This window comes from Flagellimonas olearia, assembly GCF_009184425.1.
Taxonomy (GTDB): domain Bacteria; phylum Bacteroidota; class Bacteroidia; order Flavobacteriales; family Flavobacteriaceae; genus Flagellimonas; species Flagellimonas olearia.
In genome coordinates, this window is the sequence record NZ_WELG01000001.1 from 618,834 (window position 1) to 642,762 (window position 23,929).

The 23,929-nt window shown below is 38.3% G+C and carries 26 protein-coding genes; 7 read left to right on the forward strand and 19 right to left on the reverse strand.

Going from position 1 to position 23,929, the window contains the following annotated elements:
* The first annotated feature begins 275 nt into the window (after positions 1-275).
* Positions 276-1,052, forward strand: a complete 777-nt coding sequence (locus F8C76_RS02515; protein ID WP_152130333.1) for an SDR family oxidoreductase — start codon at positions 276-278, stop codon at positions 1,050-1,052.
* 115 nt (positions 1,053-1,167) lie between these two features.
* On the opposite strand, the gene F8C76_RS19065 is transcribed toward F8C76_RS02515, so the two are convergent.
* A complete protein-coding gene (locus F8C76_RS19065; RefSeq protein ID WP_152130334.1) occupies positions 1,168-1,446 on the reverse strand; it encodes an HPP family protein in 279 nt (92 codons plus the stop codon).
* 810 nt (positions 1,447-2,256) lie between these two features.
* On the opposite strand from F8C76_RS19065, the gene F8C76_RS02525 reads away from it, so the two are divergent.
* From F8C76_RS02525 to F8C76_RS19070, 4 genes are all read left to right on the forward strand, one after another.
* Positions 2,257-3,612, forward strand: coding sequence for a Gfo/Idh/MocA family protein (locus F8C76_RS02525; protein WP_152130335.1), 1,356 nt, complete (start codon positions 2,257-2,259; stop codon positions 3,610-3,612).
* A 32-nt stretch (positions 3,613-3,644) separates the two neighbouring features.
* On the forward strand, positions 3,645-4,595 hold the full coding sequence (locus F8C76_RS02530) for a 3-keto-disaccharide hydrolase (protein ID WP_152130336.1): 951 nt from the start codon (positions 3,645-3,647) through the stop codon (positions 4,593-4,595).
* A 468-nt stretch (positions 4,596-5,063) separates the two neighbouring features.
* Complete coding sequence (locus F8C76_RS02535; protein WP_170283960.1) at positions 5,064-6,185, forward strand: acyltransferase family protein; 1,122 nt, start codon at positions 5,064-5,066, stop codon at positions 6,183-6,185.
* 218 nt (positions 6,186-6,403) lie between these two features.
* Positions 6,404-6,538 carry a hypothetical protein gene (locus tag F8C76_RS19070; protein WP_369126709.1) on the forward strand — a complete coding sequence of 45 codons (135 nt, stop codon included), beginning with the start codon at positions 6,404-6,406 and terminating at the stop codon, positions 6,536-6,538.
* A 295-nt stretch (positions 6,539-6,833) separates the two neighbouring features.
* Here F8C76_RS19070 and F8C76_RS02540 read toward each other — a convergent pair whose 3' ends face one another.
* The 4 genes from F8C76_RS02540 to F8C76_RS02555 form a co-directional block, all read right to left on the reverse strand.
* Positions 6,834-7,721: a PhzF family phenazine biosynthesis protein gene (locus F8C76_RS02540; protein WP_152130338.1), complete on the reverse strand. Its 888-nt coding sequence runs from the start codon at positions 7,719-7,721 to the stop codon at positions 6,834-6,836.
* Between the two features lie 386 nt (positions 7,722-8,107).
* On the reverse strand, positions 8,108-9,070 hold the full coding sequence (locus F8C76_RS02545; protein ID WP_152130339.1) for a gliding motility protein GldB-related protein: 963 nt from the start codon (positions 9,068-9,070) through the stop codon (positions 8,108-8,110).
* Between the two features lie 218 nt (positions 9,071-9,288).
* Positions 9,289-10,116, reverse strand: a complete 828-nt coding sequence (locus tag F8C76_RS02550; RefSeq protein ID WP_152130340.1) for a class I SAM-dependent methyltransferase — start codon at positions 10,114-10,116, stop codon at positions 9,289-9,291.
* Between the two features lie 31 nt (positions 10,117-10,147).
* Positions 10,148-10,522: a hypothetical protein gene (locus F8C76_RS02555; protein ID WP_152130341.1), complete on the reverse strand. Its 375-nt coding sequence runs from the start codon at positions 10,520-10,522 to the stop codon at positions 10,148-10,150.
* Positions 10,523-10,745: 223 nt separating this feature from the next.
* Between F8C76_RS02555 and F8C76_RS02560 the strand changes: the two genes are divergently transcribed.
* Positions 10,746-11,276 carry a hypothetical protein gene (locus tag F8C76_RS02560; RefSeq protein WP_152130342.1) on the forward strand — a complete coding sequence of 177 codons (531 nt, stop codon included), beginning with the start codon at positions 10,746-10,748 and terminating at the stop codon, positions 11,274-11,276.
* A 121-nt stretch (positions 11,277-11,397) separates the two neighbouring features.
* On the opposite strand, the gene F8C76_RS02565 is transcribed toward F8C76_RS02560, so the two are convergent.
* From F8C76_RS02565 to F8C76_RS02600, 8 genes are all read right to left on the reverse strand, one after another.
* Entirely contained in the window at positions 11,398-11,793 is a 396-nt protein-coding gene (locus tag F8C76_RS02565; protein WP_152130343.1) for a VOC family protein, read from the reverse strand.
* Between the two features lies 1 nt (position 11,794).
* Positions 11,795-12,232 (reverse strand): helix-turn-helix domain-containing protein, encoded by a 438-nt coding sequence (locus F8C76_RS19075; protein ID WP_152130344.1) that lies wholly within the window; start codon positions 12,230-12,232, stop codon positions 11,795-11,797.
* 496 nt (positions 12,233-12,728) lie between these two features.
* Positions 12,729-13,412, reverse strand: coding sequence for an aspartate/glutamate racemase family protein (locus tag F8C76_RS02575; protein WP_152130345.1), 684 nt, complete (start codon positions 13,410-13,412; stop codon positions 12,729-12,731).
* Between the two features lie 148 nt (positions 13,413-13,560).
* The gene (locus tag F8C76_RS02580; RefSeq protein ID WP_152130346.1) at positions 13,561-14,421 is read right to left on the reverse strand and encodes an alpha/beta hydrolase; all 861 of its coding nucleotides are present in this window, start codon (positions 14,419-14,421) and stop codon (positions 13,561-13,563) included.
* 71 nt (positions 14,422-14,492) lie between these two features.
* A complete protein-coding gene (locus tag F8C76_RS02585) occupies positions 14,493-14,900 on the reverse strand; it encodes a RidA family protein (protein ID WP_152130347.1) in 408 nt (135 codons plus the stop codon).
* A gap of 11 nt (positions 14,901-14,911) precedes the next feature.
* On the reverse strand, positions 14,912-15,595 hold the full coding sequence (locus F8C76_RS02590; protein ID WP_249042343.1) for a hypothetical protein: 684 nt from the start codon (positions 15,593-15,595) through the stop codon (positions 14,912-14,914).
* Positions 15,596-15,675: 80 nt separating this feature from the next.
* Positions 15,676-16,161 carry a MarR family winged helix-turn-helix transcriptional regulator gene (locus tag F8C76_RS02595; RefSeq protein ID WP_152130349.1) on the reverse strand — a complete coding sequence of 162 codons (486 nt, stop codon included), beginning with the start codon at positions 16,159-16,161 and terminating at the stop codon, positions 15,676-15,678.
* A gap of 285 nt (positions 16,162-16,446) precedes the next feature.
* On the reverse strand, positions 16,447-17,667 hold the full coding sequence (locus tag F8C76_RS02600; protein WP_152131447.1) for a site-specific integrase: 1,221 nt from the start codon (positions 17,665-17,667) through the stop codon (positions 16,447-16,449).
* Positions 17,668-18,317: 650 nt separating this feature from the next.
* Between F8C76_RS02600 and F8C76_RS18660 the strand changes: the two genes are divergently transcribed.
* Positions 18,318-18,509: a hypothetical protein gene (locus F8C76_RS18660; RefSeq protein WP_170283962.1), complete on the forward strand. Its 192-nt coding sequence runs from the start codon at positions 18,318-18,320 to the stop codon at positions 18,507-18,509.
* A gap of 104 nt (positions 18,510-18,613) precedes the next feature.
* On the opposite strand, the gene ric is transcribed toward F8C76_RS18660, so the two are convergent.
* The 6 genes from ric to F8C76_RS02635 all read right to left on the reverse strand — a co-directional run bounded on the left by ric (position 18,614) and on the right by F8C76_RS02635 (position 23,883).
* Complete coding sequence (ric, locus tag F8C76_RS02610; RefSeq protein WP_152130350.1) at positions 18,614-19,339, reverse strand: iron-sulfur cluster repair di-iron protein; 726 nt, start codon at positions 19,337-19,339, stop codon at positions 18,614-18,616.
* A 53-nt stretch (positions 19,340-19,392) separates the two neighbouring features.
* Positions 19,393-19,827 carry an RrF2 family transcriptional regulator gene (locus F8C76_RS02615; RefSeq protein WP_152131448.1) on the reverse strand — a complete coding sequence of 145 codons (435 nt, stop codon included), beginning with the start codon at positions 19,825-19,827 and terminating at the stop codon, positions 19,393-19,395.
* Positions 19,828-19,973: 146 nt separating this feature from the next.
* On the reverse strand, positions 19,974-21,173 hold the full coding sequence (locus tag F8C76_RS02620) for a hypothetical protein (protein WP_152130351.1): 1,200 nt from the start codon (positions 21,171-21,173) through the stop codon (positions 19,974-19,976).
* A 28-nt stretch (positions 21,174-21,201) separates the two neighbouring features.
* Complete coding sequence (locus F8C76_RS02625) at positions 21,202-21,984, reverse strand: ABC transporter permease (RefSeq protein WP_129656023.1); 783 nt, start codon at positions 21,982-21,984, stop codon at positions 21,202-21,204.
* Complete coding sequence (locus F8C76_RS02630; protein WP_152130352.1) at positions 21,977-22,690, reverse strand: ABC transporter ATP-binding protein; 714 nt, start codon at positions 22,688-22,690, stop codon at positions 21,977-21,979. The genes F8C76_RS02625 and F8C76_RS02630 overlap by 8 nt, the downstream gene beginning before the upstream one ends.
* Positions 22,687-23,883 (reverse strand): nitrous oxide reductase family maturation protein NosD, encoded by a 1,197-nt coding sequence (locus F8C76_RS02635; protein WP_152130353.1) that lies wholly within the window; start codon positions 23,881-23,883, stop codon positions 22,687-22,689. Before F8C76_RS02635 ends, F8C76_RS02630 begins: the two co-directional genes overlap by 4 nt.
* Positions 23,884-23,929: the final 46 nt, after the last annotated feature.

The window sequence follows — 23,929 nt, forward strand, 5'->3', positions numbered from 1 at the left end:
TTTTTTAAGGGATCCGTAATTCCATGGGAACCATATGGTATCGACTCTGTTTGATATAGACAGTTTTATCACATATTTGATACTGAGCATGGTATGACAAGGAATACGGTGGTTCTCTTTTTGGCTCCATACGTTTAGAGGTTGGATTCACACAGAGGAGTATTTGAAACATAAATGGTAAATTATAAGTTGGAGCATATTAATTACAAAGAATAAGCGTCATGTAGTTTTATTGCTTTTAGAATTAATACGGTGGGAAAACAGATTAATATACAATGGATTTAGGTTTAAGAAACAAGGTGGTTATAGTGACCGGGGGTGCATCCGGTATTGGGAAGGGAATACTACTTGGATTAATAGAGGAAGGGGCAGTTCCCTGTATTTTGGATAGGAATGACACTTCCATCAATTCATGTATATATGAATTGGGAGAACTTGGTCAAAAAGTCATTGCTTTCAATATGGAACTTACGGATGAAAAATCCTGTAAAAATGTTATCAAGGATATTATAAGAATTAAAGGGAAAATAGATGGTCTTATAAACAATGCGGGAACAAATGATGGAGTGGGACTGGAACATGGTTCGCTCCCTAAATTTTTTAATTCACTGGAGAACAATGTGGGTCATTATCATCTGATGGCCAAGACATGCCTGCCATTTTTAAAAAAGTCAAAAGGGAGCATTATAAATATAGTGTCAAAAACATATACCACGGGTCAAGGTGGAACTTCTGGTTATGCTGCAGCCAATGGAGCAAGAGTATCCTTAACAGAGGAGTGGGGACATGAACTTAGGGGATATGAAATTTCTACTTATGCTATTGTTGTAGCTGAGTGCTGGACACCACAGTACAAGTCTTGGATATCCAAAAGGGAAAACCCGGAAAAGATTTTGCGGACCATCAACTCCAGAATTCCTATGGAGAATAGAATGACTACCACTACAGAATTGGCTGACATGACACTTTTTCTACTTTCAAAAAAGTCGGGTATTATAAGTGGCCAAACCATATTTGTAGATGGGGGGTATGTGCATTTGGACAGAAAATAACTTCCTCTTTGGTGCAGAAAGAAATCGGTTATATGTGAACCGATAAATCCAAGATGGGTTTATTTTGGATTGTTGTTCAAATAGACATTATAGCTTCCATTTTATGACCCTAACTTTAAAATAGAACATTTGTGGTGGCTTGATATGATTTTAAGAAGCATTTCATATTATTGAATATCAAAGATATGGACAGCATTATCAATACCCCGCTAAGTACTGGAAAAAGAACATACCAGTACCCTAATCCGGTAATATCATCCGTGCCGATAACTGCAATCAGGGCAGTTGCCCCCCGGTGGGTGGAGAGTCTTACTATATTGCATTGCGAGAATGGAGAGAGAGAGAGAGAGACGGATTGGGCTACGGATAGCCAAAGGGCTGTGAATGGCTCCATAAATCAATACGCCTGTCGCGCCGAAGGACCCAATCAATAGTATATTGTCAGATCCTCCAAAAATTGGCCTTGAATGATTCCAATACAAGCAATCCCAATGAAGAATCCCAAAAATGACCAGAATAGTTCTTTAGGTTCCACTGATGTTTCCTTGTAGACTATATATCTCCCTATGCGATATCCCCGTTTTATACTTTTCTTCATTGAGGGGACAAAGATACGATTATACAGGTGTGGAACAACCTAAATAGCCATGACCGTTTAACAGCTTGCAAGATAAATAGGTGGAATCTAGTTTGATCTACTGGTTTTTATCTTGGAAATTCAGTTGGTATTCCAGTACAACCTTGTCCATCAAGGCATTTCATCCATGTGATTGACCCACCAAGGATTGGGATTCATTTAAAAAAGATGCCACATCTAGTTAAGGGATTGGTAAACTGACAGGGGGATGGCCGCTTGAGCACTATTTGTAAAATATAGGATACATCAAAAATGAACAAGATACTTGTATATATTAAATAATATATCTACTATTGCTTAAACGTTAAAGCATTTAATTGTTTTGTATTCTGTAACTAAAAATTTAAACGCTTAAGTTTTAACCAAAACATAAAACATGAATAGGGAACATCGATTTTATGGTTATGCAGCCATGGATTTATAAAGACGGTCTTCTTGCCATTCTAAATTTTTAAAGGATTTGCTTAGAGGAATGGGAATTTCTGGAATGTTGGGACACCAATCTTTTCAACAAAATAGTTTGTCAATAGTATATGTAAACCGAATAGGTATTCAAGAAATTTAAAAATGGGTGAAAAACAAAGTTCGCGACGGGAATTCATTAAAAAAGCGGCTACAGGTTCGACCTTTTTCGTGGCCGGTGGGGTACTACCACAGTTCAGTGCAAAAAGTTATCGGCAAATTTTAGGGGCCAACAACAGAATCAACGTTTCCATGATGGGGGTCAATAGTCGAGGGAAAGCCTTGGCACAGAATTTTGTACAGCATCGGAATTTTAATGTTCTACATATCTGTGATGTGGATAGTCGTGCCATTGTCAACTGTATGAAGGCAGTCAGGCAACGGCAGGACAAAAAGGTAAAGACCTTTGTGGATTTTAGGAAATCACTGGACAGTAAAGATATTGATGCCTTGGTGATTGCGGCTCCCGACCACTGGCATGCACCGGCTTCACTTTTGGCCCTACAGGCAGGCAAACATGTATATGTAGAAAAACCATGTAGCCATAACCCAAGGGAGGGAGAGTTGTTGGTTCAGGCTGCATTGAGATACAATAAGATTGTTCAAATGGGTAATCAACGGCGTTCATGGCCTAATGTGATCGAAGGTGTCAACGCGCTTAAGAGCGGAGTCATTGGTCGAGTTTATTTTGGTAAGGGTTGGTATACCAACAATCGTCCTTCCATTGGTATTGGAAAGGAGATGTCAGTCCCTGAATGGCTTGACTGGGATCTGTGGCAAGGTCCGGCTCCTAGAAAGCAATTTAAGGATAATATTGTCCATTATAATTGGCATTGGAGGTGGCATTGGGGAACAGGGGAGGCGTTGAACAATGGGACCCATATGATAGATCTTCTACGATGGGGTATGGGAGTGGATTATCCTACAAAGGTCAATTCCAATGGTGGTCGGTATCGGTATATGGATGACTGGGAGACACCGGATACCCAAATCATCAATCTCGATTTTGACAATGAAATGGCCATTTGTTGGGAGGGTAGAAGTTGCAACGGAAAGAACATAGAAGGGAGTTCGGTAGGTGTTATGTTCTATGGAGAAAAGGGGAGTATGTTGATTCCGGGAGGGGATAGCTATACCATTTTTGATTTGGATGGGACCGTATTAAAGAAATCAAAGATGGTTTCTGTAATCGATTCAAGGGATAAAATGAATCCAGCAGAAGCTTTGGATGCACTCCATATCCAAAATATGTATAATGCAATCTCCGAAGGGGAGAAACTTAATTCCAATATAGTCTCTGGACATAAAAGTACCTTGTTGGTACAATTAGGTAACATTTCCCAACGTATCGGAAGGTCTTTGGATATAAATCCTGAAAACGGACATATTCTCCGCGACGAAGAGGCCCAAAAGCTTTGGGGGCGTTCCTATGAGAAAGGCTGGGAAATGAAACTTACCTAGAGAACAAAAATTAGTCTATAAAAATAAAACTCATGAAATCAGTCGTCAAAAATCTTAGGCATAACCTTTTTAACGGAATGCAATATTTTTTTTCCGTTCGATATACCGATCATTTCAATGAACTTATGAAGCTAAGACCTTTAAAACCCATCCTTGCGAAATATCTCTGCTTTGCTGGTATGGTAATGTCTTTGGGTTTCTTTGGTTGTTCTGGAAAAATGAATAAGAAAATGGCAAGGGTCATTTCAACTGCTACCAATGCTGACAATACGTTAACTGTTCAAGAGAAGGGGGAAGGATGGGAACTGCTGTTCAATGGTACAAACTTTGATGGGTGGCGTATTTTAGGTCATGATGATGCGCAAAGTGTTCTTTGGGAAATTGAAGAAGGTATCGTTCACAAGGTGAATAGTGGGGAAGTACCTTCACTGGCCGATGGGCAACCTTTAAATGGGGGGGACTTGATGACGATAAAAAAATATGATGACTTCGAACTTTATTTTGAATGGAAGATTCTAAAAGCAGGTAATACAGGATTAAAGTATAATGTATCCGAGGAACTCTCCCAGAAATACTCCAAACATTCCGCCATAGGCTTTGAATATCAATTATTGGATGATGGGGATACCCTATATGCTGGAAAGCTAAAATGCTCACAGTTCACAGGAAGTCTTTATGATCTAATACCTGCAAACAATGCCCGTCCAAAACCTGTCGGTGAGTTCAATACCAGTCGAATAATCATTGATGGAAACCATGTATCCCATTGGTTGAATGGAGAAAGGGTAGTGGAGTATGTATTTGGTTCCAAACAGCTGGATTCCGTATATAAATTAAGTAAGTACAAGGACTATCTTCAATTTTTGGATAAGCGAAGTGGACATATTGTACTTCAAAACCACAAGGACGATGCATGGTTCAAAAATATTAAGATACGTGAATTGAATAAGGCTGAGAATCTTAAACCCAAACATCAAGAATGAAAGTCATCTATGTTGTTGTTATGATTGCTAAGATGCCCTTGTTTTATGGAGAAAGAATCCAGAGTAGATTGTATTCCAATCGAAAGCTTAGCCGAAGGTGAAGGTACGTACTGGTAAAAATTGAATTTAAGGTGAAAAGAGTGAAAAGAAAGAAGCCGCTTGATCGAATGTTCGAGTTTTATACTTGAACGGATACTATGGGTAAATTCAAAGCCAACAAGTTTCGAAGGGTTCATGTACGGGTTTTAAAGATGTCAAACTGAAGTACATTGGCCCCTTTGAAGGAAAATTCAAAGCATCTCTTCTTTCTTATATACATGGATTGACGGTTCTTGGTTCACGAATGCCATAGAAAATGCGAGCTTGATATATCTAGCAGCTAATCCATATATCGAATCAAATGGTAGGGATTTGATGTAAAGCATTTGATATCGATGTGGAGTTCAATCAAACTAAAAATGTATGGGTATGGAAGAGACGAATACACGAGTTACTTCTTTGGATTTTTTTCGAGGCGCCACAGTAATTGCGATGATTGTTGTCAATGATCCCGGTAGTAGTAAATTTCGGTATCAACAACTCTCACATGCCACATGGGAAGGATGTACCGCTACCGATCTTATTTTTCCCATTTTTCTTTTTATAGTTGGAGTTTCAATAGCTTTTGCGTTTGACAAATCGATTTCGAAAGGTAAAACTAGAAGGGACCTCTTGATAAAGTCCATTAAAAGGGCAGTAATCATTTTCATGCTAGGTCTATTTTTGAATTTGTTTCCGGATTTTGATTTTACTTCTTTTAGAATACCTGGTGTACTCCAACGAATAGCTTTGGTGTTTGTGTTCTGTGCTGTGATTAACCTATATGCGGGTGAAAAAAGTCAATACATCTGGTTTATATCAATTTTGGTGGGGTATTTCATTATAATGACCTTTGTGCCGATACCTGGAATCGGTAGGCCTAATCTAGATCCAACAAACAACTTTTCAGCTTGGTTCGATAGGTTGTTGTTAAATGGATATATGGGCGGAAAAGGCAAAGGCCTGTATGATTCAACGGGCATTTTCACAACTGTTCCTGCCGTAGCTTCAGGTCTTTCAGGAGTTTTGGTTGGTCATCTATTCTTATCAGAAAAAATGACCGACAACGTTAAACTAATTTGGATGTTTATAGTCGGAAATATTTTGTTGGTTGTGGGATGGATTTGGAGTTTTGAGTTTCCTATGATAAAGCGGCTTTGGACATCTTCTTATGTTTTATATACTTCAGGCATGGCAATCTTATTTTTTGCAACCTCATATTGGTTTATCGATGTTTTAGGATATCAAAAAAAAATAAAACCAATTCTAGCTTTTGGCTCAAACGCTCTGATTGCATATTTTGCTGCAAGTATATTGGGTAAATCCACATCTTTGAAGATTATTGATGATAACGGGACGCTCAATAGTATCAAAGATTTGATGTTTAACGAAGTATTGACGAGAATATTTAATCCTTACAACGCCTCGCTTGTCTATTCCATTTTAAGTTTGTCGATATTATTCATTTTAGTATGGGGATTATTTAGAAGGAACATAATAATTAAAGTTTAAAAGTAAGCCGCTTAAAAATGTAATGTCTAAATTACAATCAATCCGAAGGTAGCCTTCCTTGAAACAAGTACTATTGATTAAGAATTGTTGAATTTAGAGCTGTCCTAAAAAAGCTATGGTCAAATATGGAACAACCGCAAATTTAGAGACCCGAAAGGAAGTAGGTTTATCGAGATTGAAGTGGTCAAAATCTTAAAACAGCATGTGGAAGGGATTCCGTGTATGAACCTTGCAATGACCATGGTACCGGTGCAGCCACATTCTATAATTGGAAGGGCAAATATGGAGAGATGGACGCCCCACAGTTAAGGAAGCAAAGGAAAAGGAAGATTGGATATTCCAAAAGCACTTGATCGGTTGGCCCAAGAACACTCCACATATGGGTTTTGAAAGCGAAGACATCCATGGAACCATAAACGTGTCTATGGGTCTACAAGCACATAGGGCTAAAAATTAGGGGCAAATTGATAAGGCTATGCCACTCTTTCAGGGCTTCCAGACAACGTTGGTCGTGAACTCCGGGGTAAATTTTCTACGTGTCGTATCAGTAAATTTAATGATTAAACGTACTGTCCTAATTTTGGGATATGCATACAGAAACATAGTAGTCCTTATTTAGTATGAACGAGTTGGATCGCATTTTTTTTATTAAATATATAAAGTTCCTTTCATGACGATTACAGAATCACCACCTACTATTATCCCATTATCTTGCACCTGGATTTCAATGATGGAACTTCTATTGAGAGCCTCTCCCTGTGCTATTTTATAATTTCTGTTTTTGTTTATATATCCCCAATGTTGAAGAAATCCAGCCAAAGGTCCAGCAGCACTTCCTGTGGCGGGATCTTCATCAATACCTATTCCTGGATTGAAGAATCTGGCTTTTATGGGGACTTCATTCTCTTTTGTAATGACGAAGCAATAAACCCCTTGAAAATGGTATTGTTTGGCCAGCTCACTTAAAAGTCCTTTATCCGATATTGTTTTGGCCAAAACCTTTTCATTCCTTAAAGGAATCATTAAGTGTGAAACTTCGGTAGCCACTACCGTAGGAATCAATTCTTCATAACCAATATCCTCCTCTTTAAGGGAGAGCGCTTTACAAAGCGAAGTGGTTGGGACGGGGCTTTTTATAACGGCAGCTTGCTGATGCAGCCCTAGCTTACTTCCTGTCACCGATATTGCAACCAGGTTGTCCTTCATTATTATTTTAGGGAAATCGTTTAAATCGGATTTAAACCGTTCTTTATCCAAAAGAAGGGCATGTACTGCACCCAAAAGGTTATGGCCAGCTCCGTTTATTTCAAAACCAGTTGGTGTGAATGAGCGAACTTTAAGGGTATTTGATTCCCTAGAATATCGAATAAAAGAAGTTTCGGAATAACCGAACTCTTTGGAAATGTCTTTATACAGGGATAATGATAAATCTTCGTTTGTTACGACAACAGCCAATTGATTTCCTTTATATTTTTCTGATGTAAAAACATCAAGCACATAATATGCTAAACTTTCTGTTTCTTGTTTTGTAATCATGATTTTAATCCGTTCAAGCTTTTTTAATGATTGATTTTGTGACCAGCGGTATTTGATGTTCCAAATGAAAAATAAATGTGTTCAAAGCGTATTCTTACAGTATCATTTTTCTTTTAAGAGTCGATTCTATTTGCACTGCCCGTGATTTTATCAGGTTAATTTTTATTATTGGTTACAATACCTCTTAAGGCATGTCCGTATTATTATTTTAATGGTTAAAACCAAATGGTTTCCATATTATCATAGTCAGGTACCGAGGAATATGAACTTGTTTGAGGAGTTTGGAAATTGCTATTCCACAGCATTCGTCCCTTTTCCTGGCATTATGGTACTCTATGAAGGACAAGATCACTGAAGGGGAGGCTGTTCCCAAATCTGTTCTATTCTCACAAATTCTTATAGTACTTTGACTGACGCAAAAACGCTTTTATCTTATTTGTATCCGCATAGTCAAGTTCAATGATTTCTGCGATTGCGTTTTCCTTGTTTTCTGTACTGTCGTAATAGGCCTTACAAATGGCGTATCCCATGAAGTAGCCTAAATCACCTACGGTTTCTGTGGTCGCCCCATTGTACAGCCAATTGCTAAAGTCCTCGGAATACATTTCTTCCTTGAATTGTTCTTTCAATTGCTTTTCGTGCTTCTTACCGTACAAAATGTAGGCGTTTTGCAGGTCTGTTTCCAATACCAATTCCGTAATAAAATCGCATGCTCCCTCACAGAGGGCTTGTCCCAATAAAATTTTTCCTTCACTTTTCTGCTGGGTATGCACATATTCATGTATCGCAATTGGAACAATGTAATCTTCCTTTTGAGTCTTGAAGAAAGTTTCTAATCGTTTATCAGGAAATTCCGATACATTGGTAGCTGCATTTCCTGTGGCTATTTCACTTCCTATCATCACGATGGAGTCTTTTACCGTACCACCCGAACGAATGGCGGAAATGGTAAAATAAATTTGAGCTGGTTGTAAGCCAGGATACAATTTTCGAAATTTCTTTAGTGAACTGTTGATTTCTGTTTCCTTACTCTTAACCAGAAATGTATTGGGCCGGATGGATTTCCAGAATTCAGGATATTCATTTACTGTATTCACCAATCTTTCCGCACCAAAATTTCGCAACGTCATGAAAACCTCTAATCCTTTGGTACCCTTGTCGATATATAGAGTCTGCATCAAGTCAATTTGCCGCTGCCTATCGTTTATGGTTTGGACCGTATCATAGGCTTTCCAAAAATTATCAATGTCGGTAGTGAACACTTGCTGTTTGTTTTCTTGCCCATACAGTGTCAGTGTGAATAATTGAATTACAACTGCGGTATTTATACTGTTAATTATCTTTTTCATTCTTTGTGATTTTTTCTATTCTATTGCTTTTAGTTGGTGTTGTCCATACAAATGGACTGAGAATAATCATCCAAATTGCGTACTGAATTTTTTTTGCGTCCTGAAGCTTTGTCCAATGATTCTTAAAAAGTATCATATGGCCCAACTTTATCAGGGTCTTTTTCTTATTCAAAATTTCATATCTGGTAGTTTTTCCGAACTTTTGGCTGGTTCTTGGGTTATTTTTGAATGATTTGAACTTGCTGATTTGATCGGTTACCTACAGACTTTCTGCCAACTATAAAGAGATAGTCGCCTTTATTGTTTTTATAGGATTCCATGATTTTATGAACTTCCCCATTGTCAATATCCGCTTTTAATTTTGATAGTCCTATTTTCACTTCCATTTGATTCTCCAATGAAGAAAATGACGATATCCCATTTCTTATTTGTTCATCAAAATAGTATTCAGGGTTGTGCTTGCCACTGTACAGAAATTTATCTTGCAGATTGGGCAGGATAAAATACTTTTCTGTTTCAACGATTTCAAGACCACATTTTTTAATGGCATTTTCCATGTGCGAAAGACTTGGCATTTGTGTAATTGCATCGTCCAACATTCTTGGGAAATAGTGATTAAGCCAATATCCTTTCATCTGTTTTGGTGTTGACGTGAAAATCACGATTCTTCCATCGGTCTTGAGTACCCTGTAAAGTTCATGAAAGGCCTTATTGATATTGGTCCAATGATGAACAGTCAAACATCCAATAATCCCATCGACTGAATTGTTTGCAAGTTCCAATTTTTCAGCAGAACCCTTTTTCCAACCTATGTTTTTATTTTTCAGTCTTGCCTTTTCAAGCATTTCTAGTGAGGGGTCAACACCTATGAATCGATAGCCTTCCTTTTGGAATTCATTCGTATAATTTCCTGTTCCACAACCGATATCCAGATAAATACCCTTCAATTTTGGCCGTAAATATTTTAAAAAGGTTTGGACTAAAAATGGATCGGCCTTTCTTGTGACATTGTAATTAATCCCTAATTTGTCATATTTGACTCCCATCGCTTAATTGACTTTCGAAAGATGATGAACTTTATTTGAAATTTACTATTTCAGTCCCACCATTATTGGGAAGCCCATTGCTGTCAAAGTTTTCATAATCCATTATAATCTCGCATTCATCCAAGTTAAATTTCGACTCGACCCATTTCACTGTGGAAACACAATCAATTAGAGTTGAATCAGAAACATTCTCTTTTATTGTTACAATCCATAAAAAGTGTTCAGATTTTTTCAGGTCCAATATTGTTTTGTATTCTGACGAATTCGTAATAAATGACTCAAATTCTATAACCGTGTCTTTGTAAATGGATTTGTATTTTTCAATTACGCTCCTATAGTTGATTGTTTTGGTAAGTTTTGACAAAACACATTCTTCCCCTCCAACTTGTTCAATGGGGTTATCCACAATTTGTTTCTGGGTACTGCAGCTTAGTAATGTCAGAACAATGGTAATAAGATGGCAAACTTTCATGATTATGGTTTTCTTATACTGGATTATGGTTAAGAATTGGCCATCTTGAATATGGCATACGGATAAGTCCATTATCTTCTCTGTTGAGTAAATAAAATTTCTTAAATTTAAAGGAATTCCTTTTGGTATTTGTCGTATCACATAAAATCCAAGTTATATGGGAAATTACGCAAGATGGATACCCGAACAGACCCCGTTGGACCCTCACAATCCCATGAAAAAATTTGAGGTATTTCTAGGAGAATGGGATTGTGTTGAGAAATCATACTTTCCGGGCAACATACAGGAAAGCTTTAAGGCCAGGGCACATATTTATTTTTTGCAGGACCAAAAGACACTTTGTGTTGATGAAATAGGTGTTGACTCAACTTTCAGGTTTTTGGGTTTCCATAAATATGACCCTGATTTGGAAGTATACTTGAACTATGGTGCTACCTATCAATACCCTATGGGAGGGTATGCTTTGGAAACATACGACTCGGATAAAAACGAATTTAGGTTCAATCTTAACCTTCGCCTTTATCCTGATTCCAATTCGATTAAAAACAATTCCCCAATCACCGTGGAAGGATCTAATTCTAAATGGATCGTTCAGGACGTTGACCACCATAAATTTTATGCATGGACCCTAGGGGAGGAGGGTAGGGAAATTCCATTGAAGGAAGTTTTGTATTCAAGAATAAAGTGACCTCCTTATTGTTTATTTGAACTTCTACATTCTTAGACTAATCAATGCGCGGTACGGATTTTAATACATTCCGCCTTCCGGGTTTACCGTTTAGTTCTTAATTGTTTCGTTTTTTGGCGCCTTAAAGCATTTCTACAATTTGAATATTGTTCCCACAAGTGTCATTGAAAACTGCAATTTTTACCGTTCCCATCTCGGTCGGCTTAACGCTAAATTCAACACCAAGTTTTATAAGCCTTTCGTAGTCTTGTTGTACATGGTCAGAACTAAATTGTGTATAAGGAATTCCTGCATCAAAGAGTGCTTTTTGATAAATCTTGGCTGGTTCAAAATGATTTGGTGCAGGTTCCAATAAAATTTCAATTCCGGTTTGTTCTTCTTTGCTCACAACGGTTAGCCATCGACCATGCTGGCTTAATGGAACATCCACTTTTTTTACAAATCCCAACGTTTCGGTATAAAAACGTAATGCCCTTTCTTGGTCTTGGACCGGAATGCTTGTTATTTGAACTTTCACTTTACTTTGGTTTTACATTTAATACTGCAAAATTCTTGAATGCTAAACAGTCCGACTTTGTGAAAATTGCTCTTTTCCGGAACTCATTGGGTGTCAGCCCTACACGGGATTTAAACAATGTGCTGAACGAACTCGGGGTATCAAAACCGACTTCAAAACAAGTATCTGTGACGGTTTTTCCTCCTTGAAGTAACAATTTTGCTTGCTCAATGCGCTTGTCAATAATATATTGTTTGGGGGTTTGTCCGTAATACTTTTTGAACAATCTAAGTAAATGGAACTTTGAGATAAAGCGAACTTTTGAAAGAAAGTCCAACTTCAATTCTTTGTTAAGGTGGTTGTTTATATAATGCCTTGTTCCGATTATAGTATCGAGTTGTCCTTTGTTGGGGTAACAGTCATTCACTAGTTTGCTCACTTGTCTATAATAATGTGTCATTCTTGATGTTTATTGTGTTGTCCGTTCAATGGCCAGCAACCTGATCATAGGAATTTGGAATACATCTCCATATCCCACGTACTTGAACATCTTCTATAGAAATTGCTTGTTTGAACTTTGAATTATCCCATAGTCTAAATGAAATATAGCTGGTTTTTGTAGTTTGAAGAAACTGGATTGAGAGCGTTCTCAATTAATCCAACTGTTTTTTTCCAAATATTGAATGTGGGTCTCTAGCCATAATACCTATAATTCCCACTTCTTGATTTAAAGTGGACTGGGTCAATACTACAACTTTTTATCTTCTTCATATTTTGCAACCTATTTGCAGTACCATCAAGTTTGGAATTGTTTGTATTTTCCTTTTGGGTACGGTTATGGATTGTTGTGGGGCTGGATGGACTTAGTTGATTTACACTGAACTGAAAATTCCTTTGAAATTTTCTGAGTGGATGGAAACTGGCAATTACTTATAGCCATTGCCGGTAAAAGGTATTCATTCGTTCAAGGCAAAATTTACAATACCTTCAACATGAATTTTTGTTGTGTCGAATACGGGAAAATCAAAGTCTTTTTGATCAATGAGCATAGGTATTTCGGTGCATCCCAAAATAAGTCCTTCAGCCCCTCTTTCGATTAATTCATTTGCGAACCGTATGAATTTTAGTTTTGACTCTCTATTTATTATTCCTCTTCCAAGTTCATTTTTTACAATATGTTGAATTTCTTCAATATCTTTTTTTTCCGAAGGAACAATGGTTCCAATATTATATTCTTTCAGTTTATTCCGATAAAAATCCATTTCCATTGTAAATTTCGTTCCTAGTAGTCCCACTTCGCGTAGTTTCTGCTTTTCTATTTCTTCTGCCGTGGCAGATGCAATATGAATGATGGGGGTTCCGAGTTTTGATTGGATTTCGTCAGCGAATAAATGAGCCGTGTTGGCGCATAGAACAATGCAATCAACATTGTTTGAGATTAAACTCTTGCAGGCATTAAAAATCAGGTCATAGGAATTTGTCCATCCCCTATCTTGGATATCCGAAAAATTCAAGGAATAAATTATACATTCAGCGGAGTTCAGGCCTCCTAGTTTTTCGTTGATACTTTGGTTGATATATTTATAATAGTCTAAAGTAGAAGTCCAACTTATTCCACCTACCAATCCTATTTTTTTCATTATAGTTTAGTTTTATTCTTTTGGCTTGTTTCCATCTTGCTTATTTAAACGTAAGATGCATTTCTATACCCCTAAGCAATGGATAAAATAAATCGTTTATTTGAACTTAAACTTGTCCCATTGTAAACAATCAACAAATTAGTTCTTGTCAATTACTGCTCTTGTTTTTTAAGATATGGGCCAATATGGCTTTTCCCAACTCTGGATAGTTTGTCTGAATTAACCAGTGACCAGAATCCAACTCCAAAAATTCATAGTCGTTTTTCATGTACTGATGACTTTCTTTTACTGAATAAGCACCAATTGCCATGTCTTTCTTGCCCCAAATGAATAAGGTTGGCACATTAATATTTCCCAGTATACTTTCATTTGCTGCTTTCTTTAGATGTTTATAGTTGCATCTGTAATAATTCAGTGAGGCCGTAAGCTGTTTGGGATTTCTAAAAACCTTCAAATAATCATCTATTTCATCGGTACTACTGTTCCTCCAAAGTTTTTTAAATAGTCGAAAATCATTTTTTCTAATTTTCATTTCTGGAAGAAATGGCAATTGGAAATCTTTTATGTATTGACTCATTTTTCGCTGTTCACTGTCAAGTGCCAGTGCTTTTCCAAAAGCTTGCAGATGTGGAACCGAAATACCGGTCCAACTCAATATTGATTCTTGGTGATCATGAACCAATTTCCAACCTATAGCAGCTCCCCAGTCATGGCCGATAAGATGAAATTTTGAATTGCCCCAATGCCCAGAAATGTTTATAACATCCTCCACCAATCTATCCACATGGTAATGCTTTTTACCTTTTGGACAAGCACCTTTACTATACCCTCTCAAATTGGGAGCAACACAGAAAAAACCATTTTCAGAAATATAAGACATTAGTCTTTTCCACATATATGACGTTTCTGGAAAGCCATGTAATAAAATTACCAATTCATTCTGTTTGTTGCCTTCGGTCCGGCAATCAAATACAAAATGATTGGTTTTTATTTGCACAGTTTCTTGCATACAGAAATTAAATCTAACTTGTTATGTTTCAAAATAAAGCAAATCCATGTACATCACAGATTGGAATGATACTATAAATCACCACTGCCATACTTGCTAGTTATGGCATCGACCTCAATTTCAATTAACCAATCTCGGTCAATGAAACCAGAAACCTGCATAATGGTATCTACAGGTTTAATATTTTTAAAATAGACGGCCCGTACCTCGGCGGCCTCCTTCCAATCCTTTATGTCCACCAACAACATTCGTGTTCTCACCACATCGTTTAAACTAGCTCCCGCTTTCTCCAATGCTGTTTTAATGGTTTCCAAACATTGTTTGGTTTGTATGGTAATGTCTCCAATTCCCACTGTTTTTCCATGTATATCCAATGGAGCTGTTCCGCCAATGGTAATATAAGGCCCCACCCGAACAGCTCTACTAAAACCAATGGTTTCTTCAAAAGGGCTCCCACTTGATATTAATAATCGTTTCATAAAGTTTTCACCTAGTAGTTCTTGATTTTTCTCATTTTCTCATTGGCTTCTTTGAATATACCACGAATCACATCACCGTTGGAGGGTTCTTCCGCAAGGGTTTCTGGATTCCATTGGCTACGTTCTGTTGCAAAAAAATCACCTCCGTAAATGTGAAGTCCTCCCGTGAATCGTTTTAATGGATTAGTGACCGAATGTATGGCATTGGTATTTAAGGTTGCGACATCACCCTCAAATAAGCATCTTACATCATCGGCTTCCAATCCTCTTTTTTGGTTTTCCCAGATAATATTGTCCTCCCGACCTGTATAGATACCAATATTGGCCCACATTTTATGGTTGTGTGGCATGAGGTTCATTTGCGGTGTCCAAGATGCCGCAAAAATGGTGAGTTCTTTTGTCCTCAAGAAAACCTTCAAACCTGCTTCAGTAGGTTCACCAATGGCTTTTAGCATAGCCGCAGGATTAGAGACTGCCTTTTTCAAAACTTCCTTCACAGCTTCTTGGGGGTCGACATCTTTATTAGCCTTTATACATTCCTCAATGAATTTTTGTAGCTCTACTAGTTCCCATTCCTCAACGGGTATAATGCGTTCTCCGTGATCCAAGGCCCCATGATCTATTTCTGTTTTGGCGGAAGCCATAAAGCTTGGGAGCACCGATAAGCTTAAACCCAATGCCATGGTCCTAACCATGCTCCTCCTTGATAATTCTGGATGGCTCTTTTTTTTTGTGTTGAGATTTACATTTTTTAAAGATGACATTGTTGTGCTTTTTAAGTTTTAGTGTACTCGTTGTAAAATCTTTCATTTAAAGGGATTTCCTTTAAAGATGTTTCAATGTCATCAAGATACTTGATGATTGAAAGGTCTTCCTTTAGCAACTGATAGATGGCATACTCGCAACTAGCCCATATCTGCTCTAGTTTTGGTAATAGATCTAATGCTTTTTTGGTAAGTTCAATATTTTGTTTTCTCTTGTCTATAGGATCTTTTTTGGTTTTTATGTAGCCTTTTTTGGCCATTTTTTTGAGCATGACTACCGTAGATGGAGGTGAATAACCCAATTGCTCCGCTATATCAACCATTGTATATCCTTTATTTTCTTTTAATAATTTGAACACCAAATGCCAACTTGGTTCAACATCGAGGTCCAATTGCTTAAAAAACTTTCTGGTGTCGTGGGCCATTCTGTCACTTATCCGTTTTAATCTATTATCCAAGGCTCGATAACCAGATTCTTTAATAAAATCTCTAATCATATCAGTTAATCCAATAATCTAAATATAGTGATTAATAATTAGTCAACTAAATAGTTAACTAATTATTGTTAAATATTTTTCGAAAGAGATTCCCTTAAAGTTTAAATAAACGGTAGAATGTAAACTATTTAATTAGTACGGGGAAATGAACTTTAACAAACCAGTGGACTCGTTTTACAATGAAAGTTCAATTAAACGGTCATCCAAATTCAATAGATTAAGAATGACCGAAAATTGTGGGAGAACTTAGTGGGTTATTTAAATTTTTTTTAGAATGAATAAGTTTCAAATAGCTTCAATTAATCGCTCATTATAGTCGTCCAGCATGGTTGTTGGCAATGATTTGAGATAGATCTGTGTTGTGTTCAGTTTACTATGTCCAAGCATGGCAGAAATGGCTTCCAAAGGTATATTATGTAACATGGCCTGAGTGGCAAAACTATGTCTGCTTACATAAGTGGTGAGTTTCTGTTCTATGCCGCATAGTTCCTGGATTTTCTTTAAACCGCGGTTATATCGCTGCCTTTCCCAATTGATCTCCCTTTCCTGTTTTGCCGGATCTTCCCTTTTGATGATTGGGAAAATAAAATCTTCCCCTTTTTTATCCTTCAGATAGATATCCAATATTTCCATGAGTTGATCTGTAATTTTAATATCATATAGTTTACCCGTTTTCTTTCTTCGGAACTTGACACGGCCATTGATAATGTTGTTGGCCTTTAAATAGGCCATATCCATGAAATTCATCCCATAAAGGAAATAAGAACAGATGAAATAGTTCCTGTACCTAAATAAGGCTAGGCCCTTAGGAATATCCAATGCCACAATTTTTCTGATATCGTCAACTTCCAAGGCTCTTTTTTCCGTTGGAACCTGTCTAATTGTATAATAATAAAAAGGATAGGCATCCCTTTCTATTAAACCCGCTTTTATTCCTTTATTGAACAAAGCTCGTATGCCCCTTAAATAAGTGGATAGGCCATTCCAACTATTGCCTTTTGCCAGATGGTGTTTTTCAAAACGCTTGATCAACGAATAGTTGACTTCATTGAACTTGAGATCCCTCCCTTTGTTGAAGGTCCTCAATACTGACAATAAACATTTGTATTGCCTAGCTGTACCATATCTATGGGAGGCATTTAAGTCTTCAACAACAGTGTAGCCAAATTCAAAAAAAGATTCATAGTTGCTGTTTCGGGTTATTCTTTTCTTGACTTCAACAATGGATAGATAATTTAATTTACCTTGGTCGGCAAGCTTGTTCAGAATATCATTTGCGCGTGCTTCCTCTTTTAATAATAAAGTATTTAACCTAGCAATGGATTCTGTTCGAGAGTAGGTTCTTTTTATAGCACACTTTTGATGATCCCAAAATATTTCGGATATTGAAAAACCAGTGGCGATTGAGGTAGTTTTACGTAAATGTGTTAGACGAAATATGATAGGGTAGGAGCCATCCTTTTTTGTTCTTCTGGTATCTAATAAAAGGGTCAAATATGTTCTCATTAACTTCAAGGTAGCAAAAAAATTTGCAAACAATTTGCAAACAAATACTTGAATTCAATTGAATTCAATTGTTGTTGAATTGTATTTAAAACGTTGTAAATCAATAAAATATAATATATTTCTGAATAGAGAAATTTAGGCCCGAAAACGCTTCTAAGCAGACGGTCGAAGGTTCGAATCCTTCCGCGATCACTAGTAAATAAAGAGCCTCCATAAAATTGGAGGCTTTTTTCTTTCCGAAAGCGCGCACTTTTTCTTTTTGCAGGTAGTTTTCAGGCTCAATCCATTGTTTTAAAAGATTTATAGACAGCAATTTATGTTATTTAATGGTTTTGTGTAAGTTCACTTTATGTCAAATGCAGACGTAAATATGTATTGCCTTGGGTGTAACATCCATAAGTTTTGCCTCTGGATGTGCCGATTTGAATACGGTTCAGGGTTCGGTTAACTGGTCCAAGTTAACAGTGTAAAGTAAATTAAATCAGCTATTTATGTTTCATGGGGTAGACCTTCCACCCCGACTTTAATATTATAAGGTTGATGGTCAGAGACCATCAACCTTATTTGTTTTTATAAAACATCTCTTGTGCTAGGTTTATTTTGAAAGATTTGTCAAGGTATTTGTTGAACCTTAAAAAATATGCACCATAATGACCAGTACACTGAATGCCAAACTCAAAATCAAAAGATTGAATGTGGTCGTAGATTTCAATTGGGCCAGTACGGCTCCGTTAAAGGCCATGCAGAAAATAGTGACAAAAAAGAGTAAAGTCATCCTAAGGGACATCGCCATTTCACCCATTAACAATACCATTGCCGCTGCCGAACCCAAACAGCTTTGACCTATTATGGCGATGGAGGAATAGCCCAACTGTCTTTTTTTGAACTCCATCAACAGTTTGTTGTATATGCTTGTCATTTTGTTCATTTTAGAATTTGCTCTTGATTAATGAACGGTTTGCTGTTCCAGGGTTTCAGCTTTTGGGAACAGAACATTGTTTTCTAGATGGATATGCCTGTGGAGATCTTCCTCAAATTCCTGCAATAGGGAATACGTTACCCGATAGGTGTTGCAAGCATCTGCTGGGGGAGTATAACTGTTGGTCAACTCTGCAATCTTTCGAAATCGCTCACCTTCATGGTCATGCTCTTTCATCATCATTTGGATGGGATTGCGGACTGTTCCAAAGTGGGGCCGCACCAAAGGTTCACGATCGGCGATTCCTTCCACCATTTTACGGACCCAAGGGAAGAGTACCAGTTCCTCTTTTTTCATATGCATGGCCAGTTCGCCACCTGAAGCCTTGATAAGTTCCGATATTTCAAACAATTCCGGGTGACGATCCCCATGTACCCTACAAAGTTTGTCCAAATATTGGTTGAGTATCGGAATCTGCTGTTCCACATAGCGATGGTGTTTCTTTTCAATATAATCGGCGAGTAGGTCCAATGGCCAAGACGCTACCTCAAGGTGATCTCCTTGACCATGGGCTTGGACTGTATCCAATTCTTGGAGTAAGATCTCCAAGTTCAATCCTTTCTTGGTTGCGACTTCCGATAGGGTACGGTTGCCCTTGCAGCAGAAATCTATTTTGTGCTTTTTGAAAACCTGTGCGGTACGGTAGTTGTCCGCAACCATTTGTCCTATTGTTTTTTCAGTTACATGGTCCATAATATCAAATTTTATTAATCGGACAAAATTGTCCTTTATTGGATTAAATTTTTTTAACGCTTCAAGTAAGTCAGTCCCACTTCCAGACCTGTGGCAAGTTCGTATAGGCTTGTACTTTGCAACATGGTCCTTAGATTGGTTCTTATATCTACGAATTTGTCATGTAGGGGGCAGGGTTTGTTTGCATTACATTCCTTGAGTCCCAATCCACAACCCACATAGATTTTATCCCCATCAATGGCCTTTACGATCATATTCAGCTTTACGTCATCCATATCTTTACGATCAATCTCAAATCCACCCGTAGGTCCTTTTACCGAATGTACAATATTGTTCTTGGTGAGCTGTTGCAGGATTTTTGCAGTGAAGGCCACTGGAGAATCGATTTCCTCTGCAATTTCGGTGACACTTACCCGTCTTCCCTCCAAGGATTGCAGCGTAATATATACCGCCGCCCGAATACCGTATTCACAAGCTTTTGAAAACATCATAGGGAACTTGAATCCGCACAAAGATAGTGCATGATATTAAATAAGACAAAATTGTCCTTTATTATTTTTATGTCAAAACTTGCCATAAGACAAATCAAATTTAAACTATTACCCATTGGAACCCTATGGATTGTTTTAAAAAATCAAGATGCAGTGCGATTTTGAAGCACCATTAACACCAAACTTAGAACGATTATTGAGGAGCACAAGGCCAAGGTTGTGGCATATCCTTCAAAAATCTCCCATTTCGACCAGAAAGCAAAGCCTTTGAGGAAAATTAAAGTTTCCGTAAGTAAGAATCCCACAAAATACAATTGGTAGACGGTGCGCGATAAACGTAGCAGACCAAAATAATCCAAGAAAAAGAACAGCCCAAAGCTCACGACCCCCAAGAAGCTCAAATGTAAATACCCAACGGTAAAATCCAAGTACTTTGTGGCCATTCGGGCAAAATAGGGTATGGAAGTCAGTAGTTGCAATCCAACTTTAACACTGACAAGGACAACAACGGTTCGTAATAATTGGTTTTGCAGATTTGAGGGTGACAAATTCCCAATTCCGTTTTTGGCAAATGTCCAAAAAACTAGCAAAGCTCCAATCTGGACCATTGCTCCAACACCTCCAAGAACATACAGCCATGGTGATGGCTCCGTCCATAGGGTGGACAGGAAAAAAGTAAGAACAATGCCCAGGTTGATTGCCGTAAAGAAACGGACAAAGCTTCTTTGGGGAATATTATGGCCCCGCTGCTCCTGAACAAATAGGAACAGCCCCAATAAGACCAATAACATCCAACCATTGTACTGAAAGTGCAAATAAAAATATATGGATAAGCGGTACCAGATGGATTGGGCTCCCAACGTACTCATGACCGCTCCCAACGCCCAAGGTCCCAAACTTGACACCACCATATAGATCAGTGCTGCTTTTACACAGGTTAAGCCGTTACTTTTCTTGTACTTTGGGTCAATGTTTTTCCAGAAATAATGGGTATAGGCATAGGACATAATCAAGAAGAGGGTAGAGAATATAATGGAAAACAAGGCATATCCTTGGAAGGGGAAGGTAAACAACATCCCTACCAAAGTGCCTTGGGTGCCCCAAAAAATCCTGATATAGGTATGGTTGGATGTATTCTCCATAAAACAATAATGGAGCAAAGTGGTCAAGGCCACATATACCCAGCCCAAAAGGGCAATATGGGAATGGGTATGGACCACATATTTAAAGTTGAAATCAAAGGAGAAAATAGGGAAGGAGCGAAGCAATAGGCCCAAGCCAGCGGCAACACAGAAATAAACAAGGGCAATTAAAAGGTGTCGCTGGTGAAAGCTCTCTTTCATGATTTTATGAAAATTGGTTAGGACTCCATTAAAAATCCTTTCTTTTTGCTTTAAGGCTTAAGCCAAGTATAGGCAATATAGTCCAAAGTAAAAGAATGGCCATGGAGACCAAAAAGCCCAGATCGGTACCAAAGAACTTTTTAAAAATGGCGCCTGTATATCCCAATAGTGCTGAGATGTCTAATTTGAGTAGGATCAAAATTCGGGAAAGATCAATGGGATTTAGCGCTGTGGCCACCAAGGAAAAAGTATCCAAGGGATACTCCTCAAAAACAATGAGGGACATCAGGAACAATCCATCATAGACCACGGCCAAGAAGAGCCATAACAGAACGGCGTAGCCAAACCCCTTTATCTTGTTTTCGTTGGATATGGCAATCACAAAGGATAGGCCCACAAATATGAAGGTCAGGAAAGCCCCGGTGACCAGCAGTAACGTAAAATCAAAAATGGCATTGCTCCGCAAAAGGCCGTACAGAACAAATGGAATCCCCAAGCCCAGTACCAGACTCAAGGTCAACGAGCCGGCCACTCCAAAATACTGCCCCATAAAAATGGCCCTTCGGTTAATGGGCTGTGCCAATAAAAGTTCGGTAAATTCCCTGGAGTTGTAATAGTACATCACCCCAAATATGGTGCCTATCAAAGGAATCAGTACAATGATCACGTTCATTAAGGTGATCACGGCCTTGGAAACGTCGTTGTTCAGAAACAATAGTACAAATCCAAGGGCAAGGTAAAACAAAAAGTACACGTAGCTCCAACGGCTGCGTATGAGGTCGTAAAAGCTATATTTCAGTATTTTAAGCATGGCTTTTGGTGGTGGTTATGGCCGCAATGGCATGTTCAAAATTCTTTTGTTGGGTATCTTCCAAAAGTTTTGCAATACTCCCTTTGAAATAGATCTCTCCTTCCAATAGGTATAGGATTTCATCCGCCATTTCTTGCACAAATTGCATAATGTGGGAGGTAATTAAAATGGTCTTTCCTTGCGCCTTTTCCTTTTGGATGAGTTCCTTTAGATAGATCAATGCCCTTGGGTCCAGACCTGTTGTGGGTTCGTCCAGAATGATCAGTGGACTGTTGAACATAAAGGTCAGTACAATGTTCACTTTTTGTTTGGTACCTCCTGATAGCGTGGACAATTTTTTGTTCAGGAAGGGTTCCAGACCAAAGCGCTCAATGAGTTCTTTTTTGGCACTGGGACTGTTCCGAAGGTCCGTGATCATATGGATGAGTTCCCTTACCTTGATGTTGGGGGGAAAGTTGGCAATCTGTGGAAGGTAATTGATGTGCTTCCGATACTTCCAATCCTTTTTGATGGGTCTGTCCAAAATGGAGATTTGTCCCTTATCCGGAATCACCATGCCCAAGATGCTTTTTATCAGGGTGGTCTTGCCCGAACCATTGGGGCCCAAAATCGCATAGATATGGCCCTCCGTGATGGTAAGGTCCACCCCTTTCAATACTTGGTTCTTTCCAAATTTCTTATGAAGATTTTCTATGTGTATGGTCATCGTCGTATTTTCATTAGAGGTTGGGCGTCTTTTAGGTTATCGGGTGTGAAGACCGGGGAGACCCGCTCGGAGAAATCAATGATGTCCATGAACAGGCTACGTAACAGCACTATGGTCTCCGGGGTACGGTTCACCACATAGGAGAATAATTTTACAGGTCGATAAGGCACATCCCCAATACCGTCCCTATCCAGGTCGTAACCGGTATAGCTGCTCCAAAAATTACCTTCAAACACATTGTCGTTCAGTTTGCTGTTGTATGAAATATCAAAAGAGTTGTACAGGAAATTGTTGCCCTTGAAACTGTTGGTGTAACATGCACCTATTACCCGAATGGCCCAACCATTGTTGATGAAATCATTATTGTGATATTGGATACGATTGGATCCCTCGATATTGATGCCAATAGTGTTTTCCTCAAACGTGTTCCCACTGATTTCGGCATCATTGATTTCCTTCAACAGCATGCCATAGGCAGCTGTTCCCCAATTCTTTCGGAACGTGTTGTTTTTCATGGTGATGAATTTGGAAAACATGACCGCAACCCCAGCCCCATTATTTTCAAAAGTGTTGTTGGAATACACATCATGATTGGAGAACATAAAATGAAGGCCGTACCTAAGATTGTCCATACTGGTGTTATAGGTAATGGTGATGCGGTCGGAAAACTCAAGATAGATACCATCTCTGGTACCCTGCACATGGTTTTTGAGGACTTCAATGTCCGTAGAATACCAAAGCTGTATCCCATTCCCGGAATTGTATTCATCCACAGCCTCCCCAATGATCCTATTGTGGTACACTTTGCCATGGGAGGATTTTTCCAAGTAAATTCCGAAGAACAACTGTTCCAATACCATATTTTGAATGAGAAAGTCTTTGCTCTGTACCACCCGTATGGCGGCATTGTCTTTGGTATAACTTATACCTACATTGATGACGAACAGGCCATCCAAGGTGACATTATCTGACTGTACCCTGAAGATTTCTCCCTTTTTTTCTCCGTCCACAATGGGATACCCTATGCCCTTGATGACCAGTGGTTTGTCCACCAATATTTCAAATTCCTTATATATCCCTTTTTGGATCAACAACGTATCATGGGCTTTGGCAAGCGCTATGGTTTTTTTGATGGAACTGTGTTCGCAATCCCTACAGATATTCCATGTACTTGCCCAGATAGGTGATCCCATTATGAACAAGAGCGACCCTAGAATGTATTTGAGGGTTGGATGGAGT

Coding starts and splice junctions, on each gene's coding strand:
- F8C76_RS02515 (WP_152130333.1), top strand. CDS start 276: ATGGATTTAGGTTTAAGAAACAAGGTGGTTATAGTGACCGGGGGTGCA.
- F8C76_RS19065 (WP_152130334.1), bottom strand. CDS start 1,446: ATGGAGCCATTCACAGCCCTTTGGCTATCCGTAGCCCAATCCGTCTCT.
- F8C76_RS02525 (WP_152130335.1), top strand. CDS start 2,257: ATGGGTGAAAAACAAAGTTCGCGACGGGAATTCATTAAAAAAGCGGCT.
- F8C76_RS02530 (WP_152130336.1), top strand. CDS start 3,645: ATGAAATCAGTCGTCAAAAATCTTAGGCATAACCTTTTTAACGGAATG.
- F8C76_RS02535 (WP_170283960.1), top strand. CDS start 5,064: ATGGAAGAGACGAATACACGAGTTACTTCTTTGGATTTTTTTCGAGGC.
- F8C76_RS02540 (WP_152130338.1), bottom strand. CDS start 7,721: ATGATTACAAAACAAGAAACAGAAAGTTTAGCATATTATGTGCTTGAT.
- F8C76_RS02545 (WP_152130339.1), bottom strand. CDS start 9,070: ATGAAAAAGATAATTAACAGTATAAATACCGCAGTTGTAATTCAATTA.
- F8C76_RS02550 (WP_152130340.1), bottom strand. CDS start 10,116: ATGGGAGTCAAATATGACAAATTAGGGATTAATTACAATGTCACAAGA.
- F8C76_RS02560 (WP_152130342.1), top strand. CDS start 10,746: ATGGGAAATTACGCAAGATGGATACCCGAACAGACCCCGTTGGACCCT.
- F8C76_RS19075 (WP_152130344.1), bottom strand. CDS start 12,232: ATGACACATTATTATAGACAAGTGAGCAAACTAGTGAATGACTGTTAC.
- F8C76_RS02575 (WP_152130345.1), bottom strand. CDS start 13,412: ATGAAAAAAATAGGATTGGTAGGTGGAATAAGTTGGACTTCTACTTTA.
- F8C76_RS02580 (WP_152130346.1), bottom strand. CDS start 14,421: ATGCAAGAAACTGTGCAAATAAAAACCAATCATTTTGTATTTGATTGC.
- F8C76_RS02585 (WP_152130347.1), bottom strand. CDS start 14,900: ATGAAACGATTATTAATATCAAGTGGGAGCCCTTTTGAAGAAACCATT.
- F8C76_RS02590 (WP_249042343.1), bottom strand. CDS start 15,595: ATGGTTAGGACCATGGCATTGGGTTTAAGCTTATCGGTGCTCCCAAGC.
- F8C76_RS02595 (WP_152130349.1), bottom strand. CDS start 16,161: ATGATTAGAGATTTTATTAAAGAATCTGGTTATCGAGCCTTGGATAAT.
- F8C76_RS02600 (WP_152131447.1), bottom strand. CDS start 17,667: ATGAGAACATATTTGACCCTTTTATTAGATACCAGAAGAACAAAAAAG.
- F8C76_RS18660 (WP_170283962.1), top strand. CDS start 18,318: ATGACCAGTACACTGAATGCCAAACTCAAAATCAAAAGATTGAATGTG.
- ric (WP_152130350.1), bottom strand. CDS start 19,339: ATGGACCATGTAACTGAAAAAACAATAGGACAAATGGTTGCGGACAAC.
- F8C76_RS02615 (WP_152131448.1), bottom strand. CDS start 19,827: ATGTTTTCAAAAGCTTGTGAATACGGTATTCGGGCGGCGGTATATATT.
- F8C76_RS02620 (WP_152130351.1), bottom strand. CDS start 21,173: ATGAAAGAGAGCTTTCACCAGCGACACCTTTTAATTGCCCTTGTTTAT.
- F8C76_RS02625 (WP_129656023.1), bottom strand. CDS start 21,984: ATGCTTAAAATACTGAAATATAGCTTTTACGACCTCATACGCAGCCGT.
- F8C76_RS02630 (WP_152130352.1), bottom strand. CDS start 22,690: ATGACCATACACATAGAAAATCTTCATAAGAAATTTGGAAAGAACCAA.
- F8C76_RS02635 (WP_152130353.1), bottom strand. CDS start 23,883: ATGGGATCACCTATCTGGGCAAGTACATGGAATATCTGTAGGGATTGC.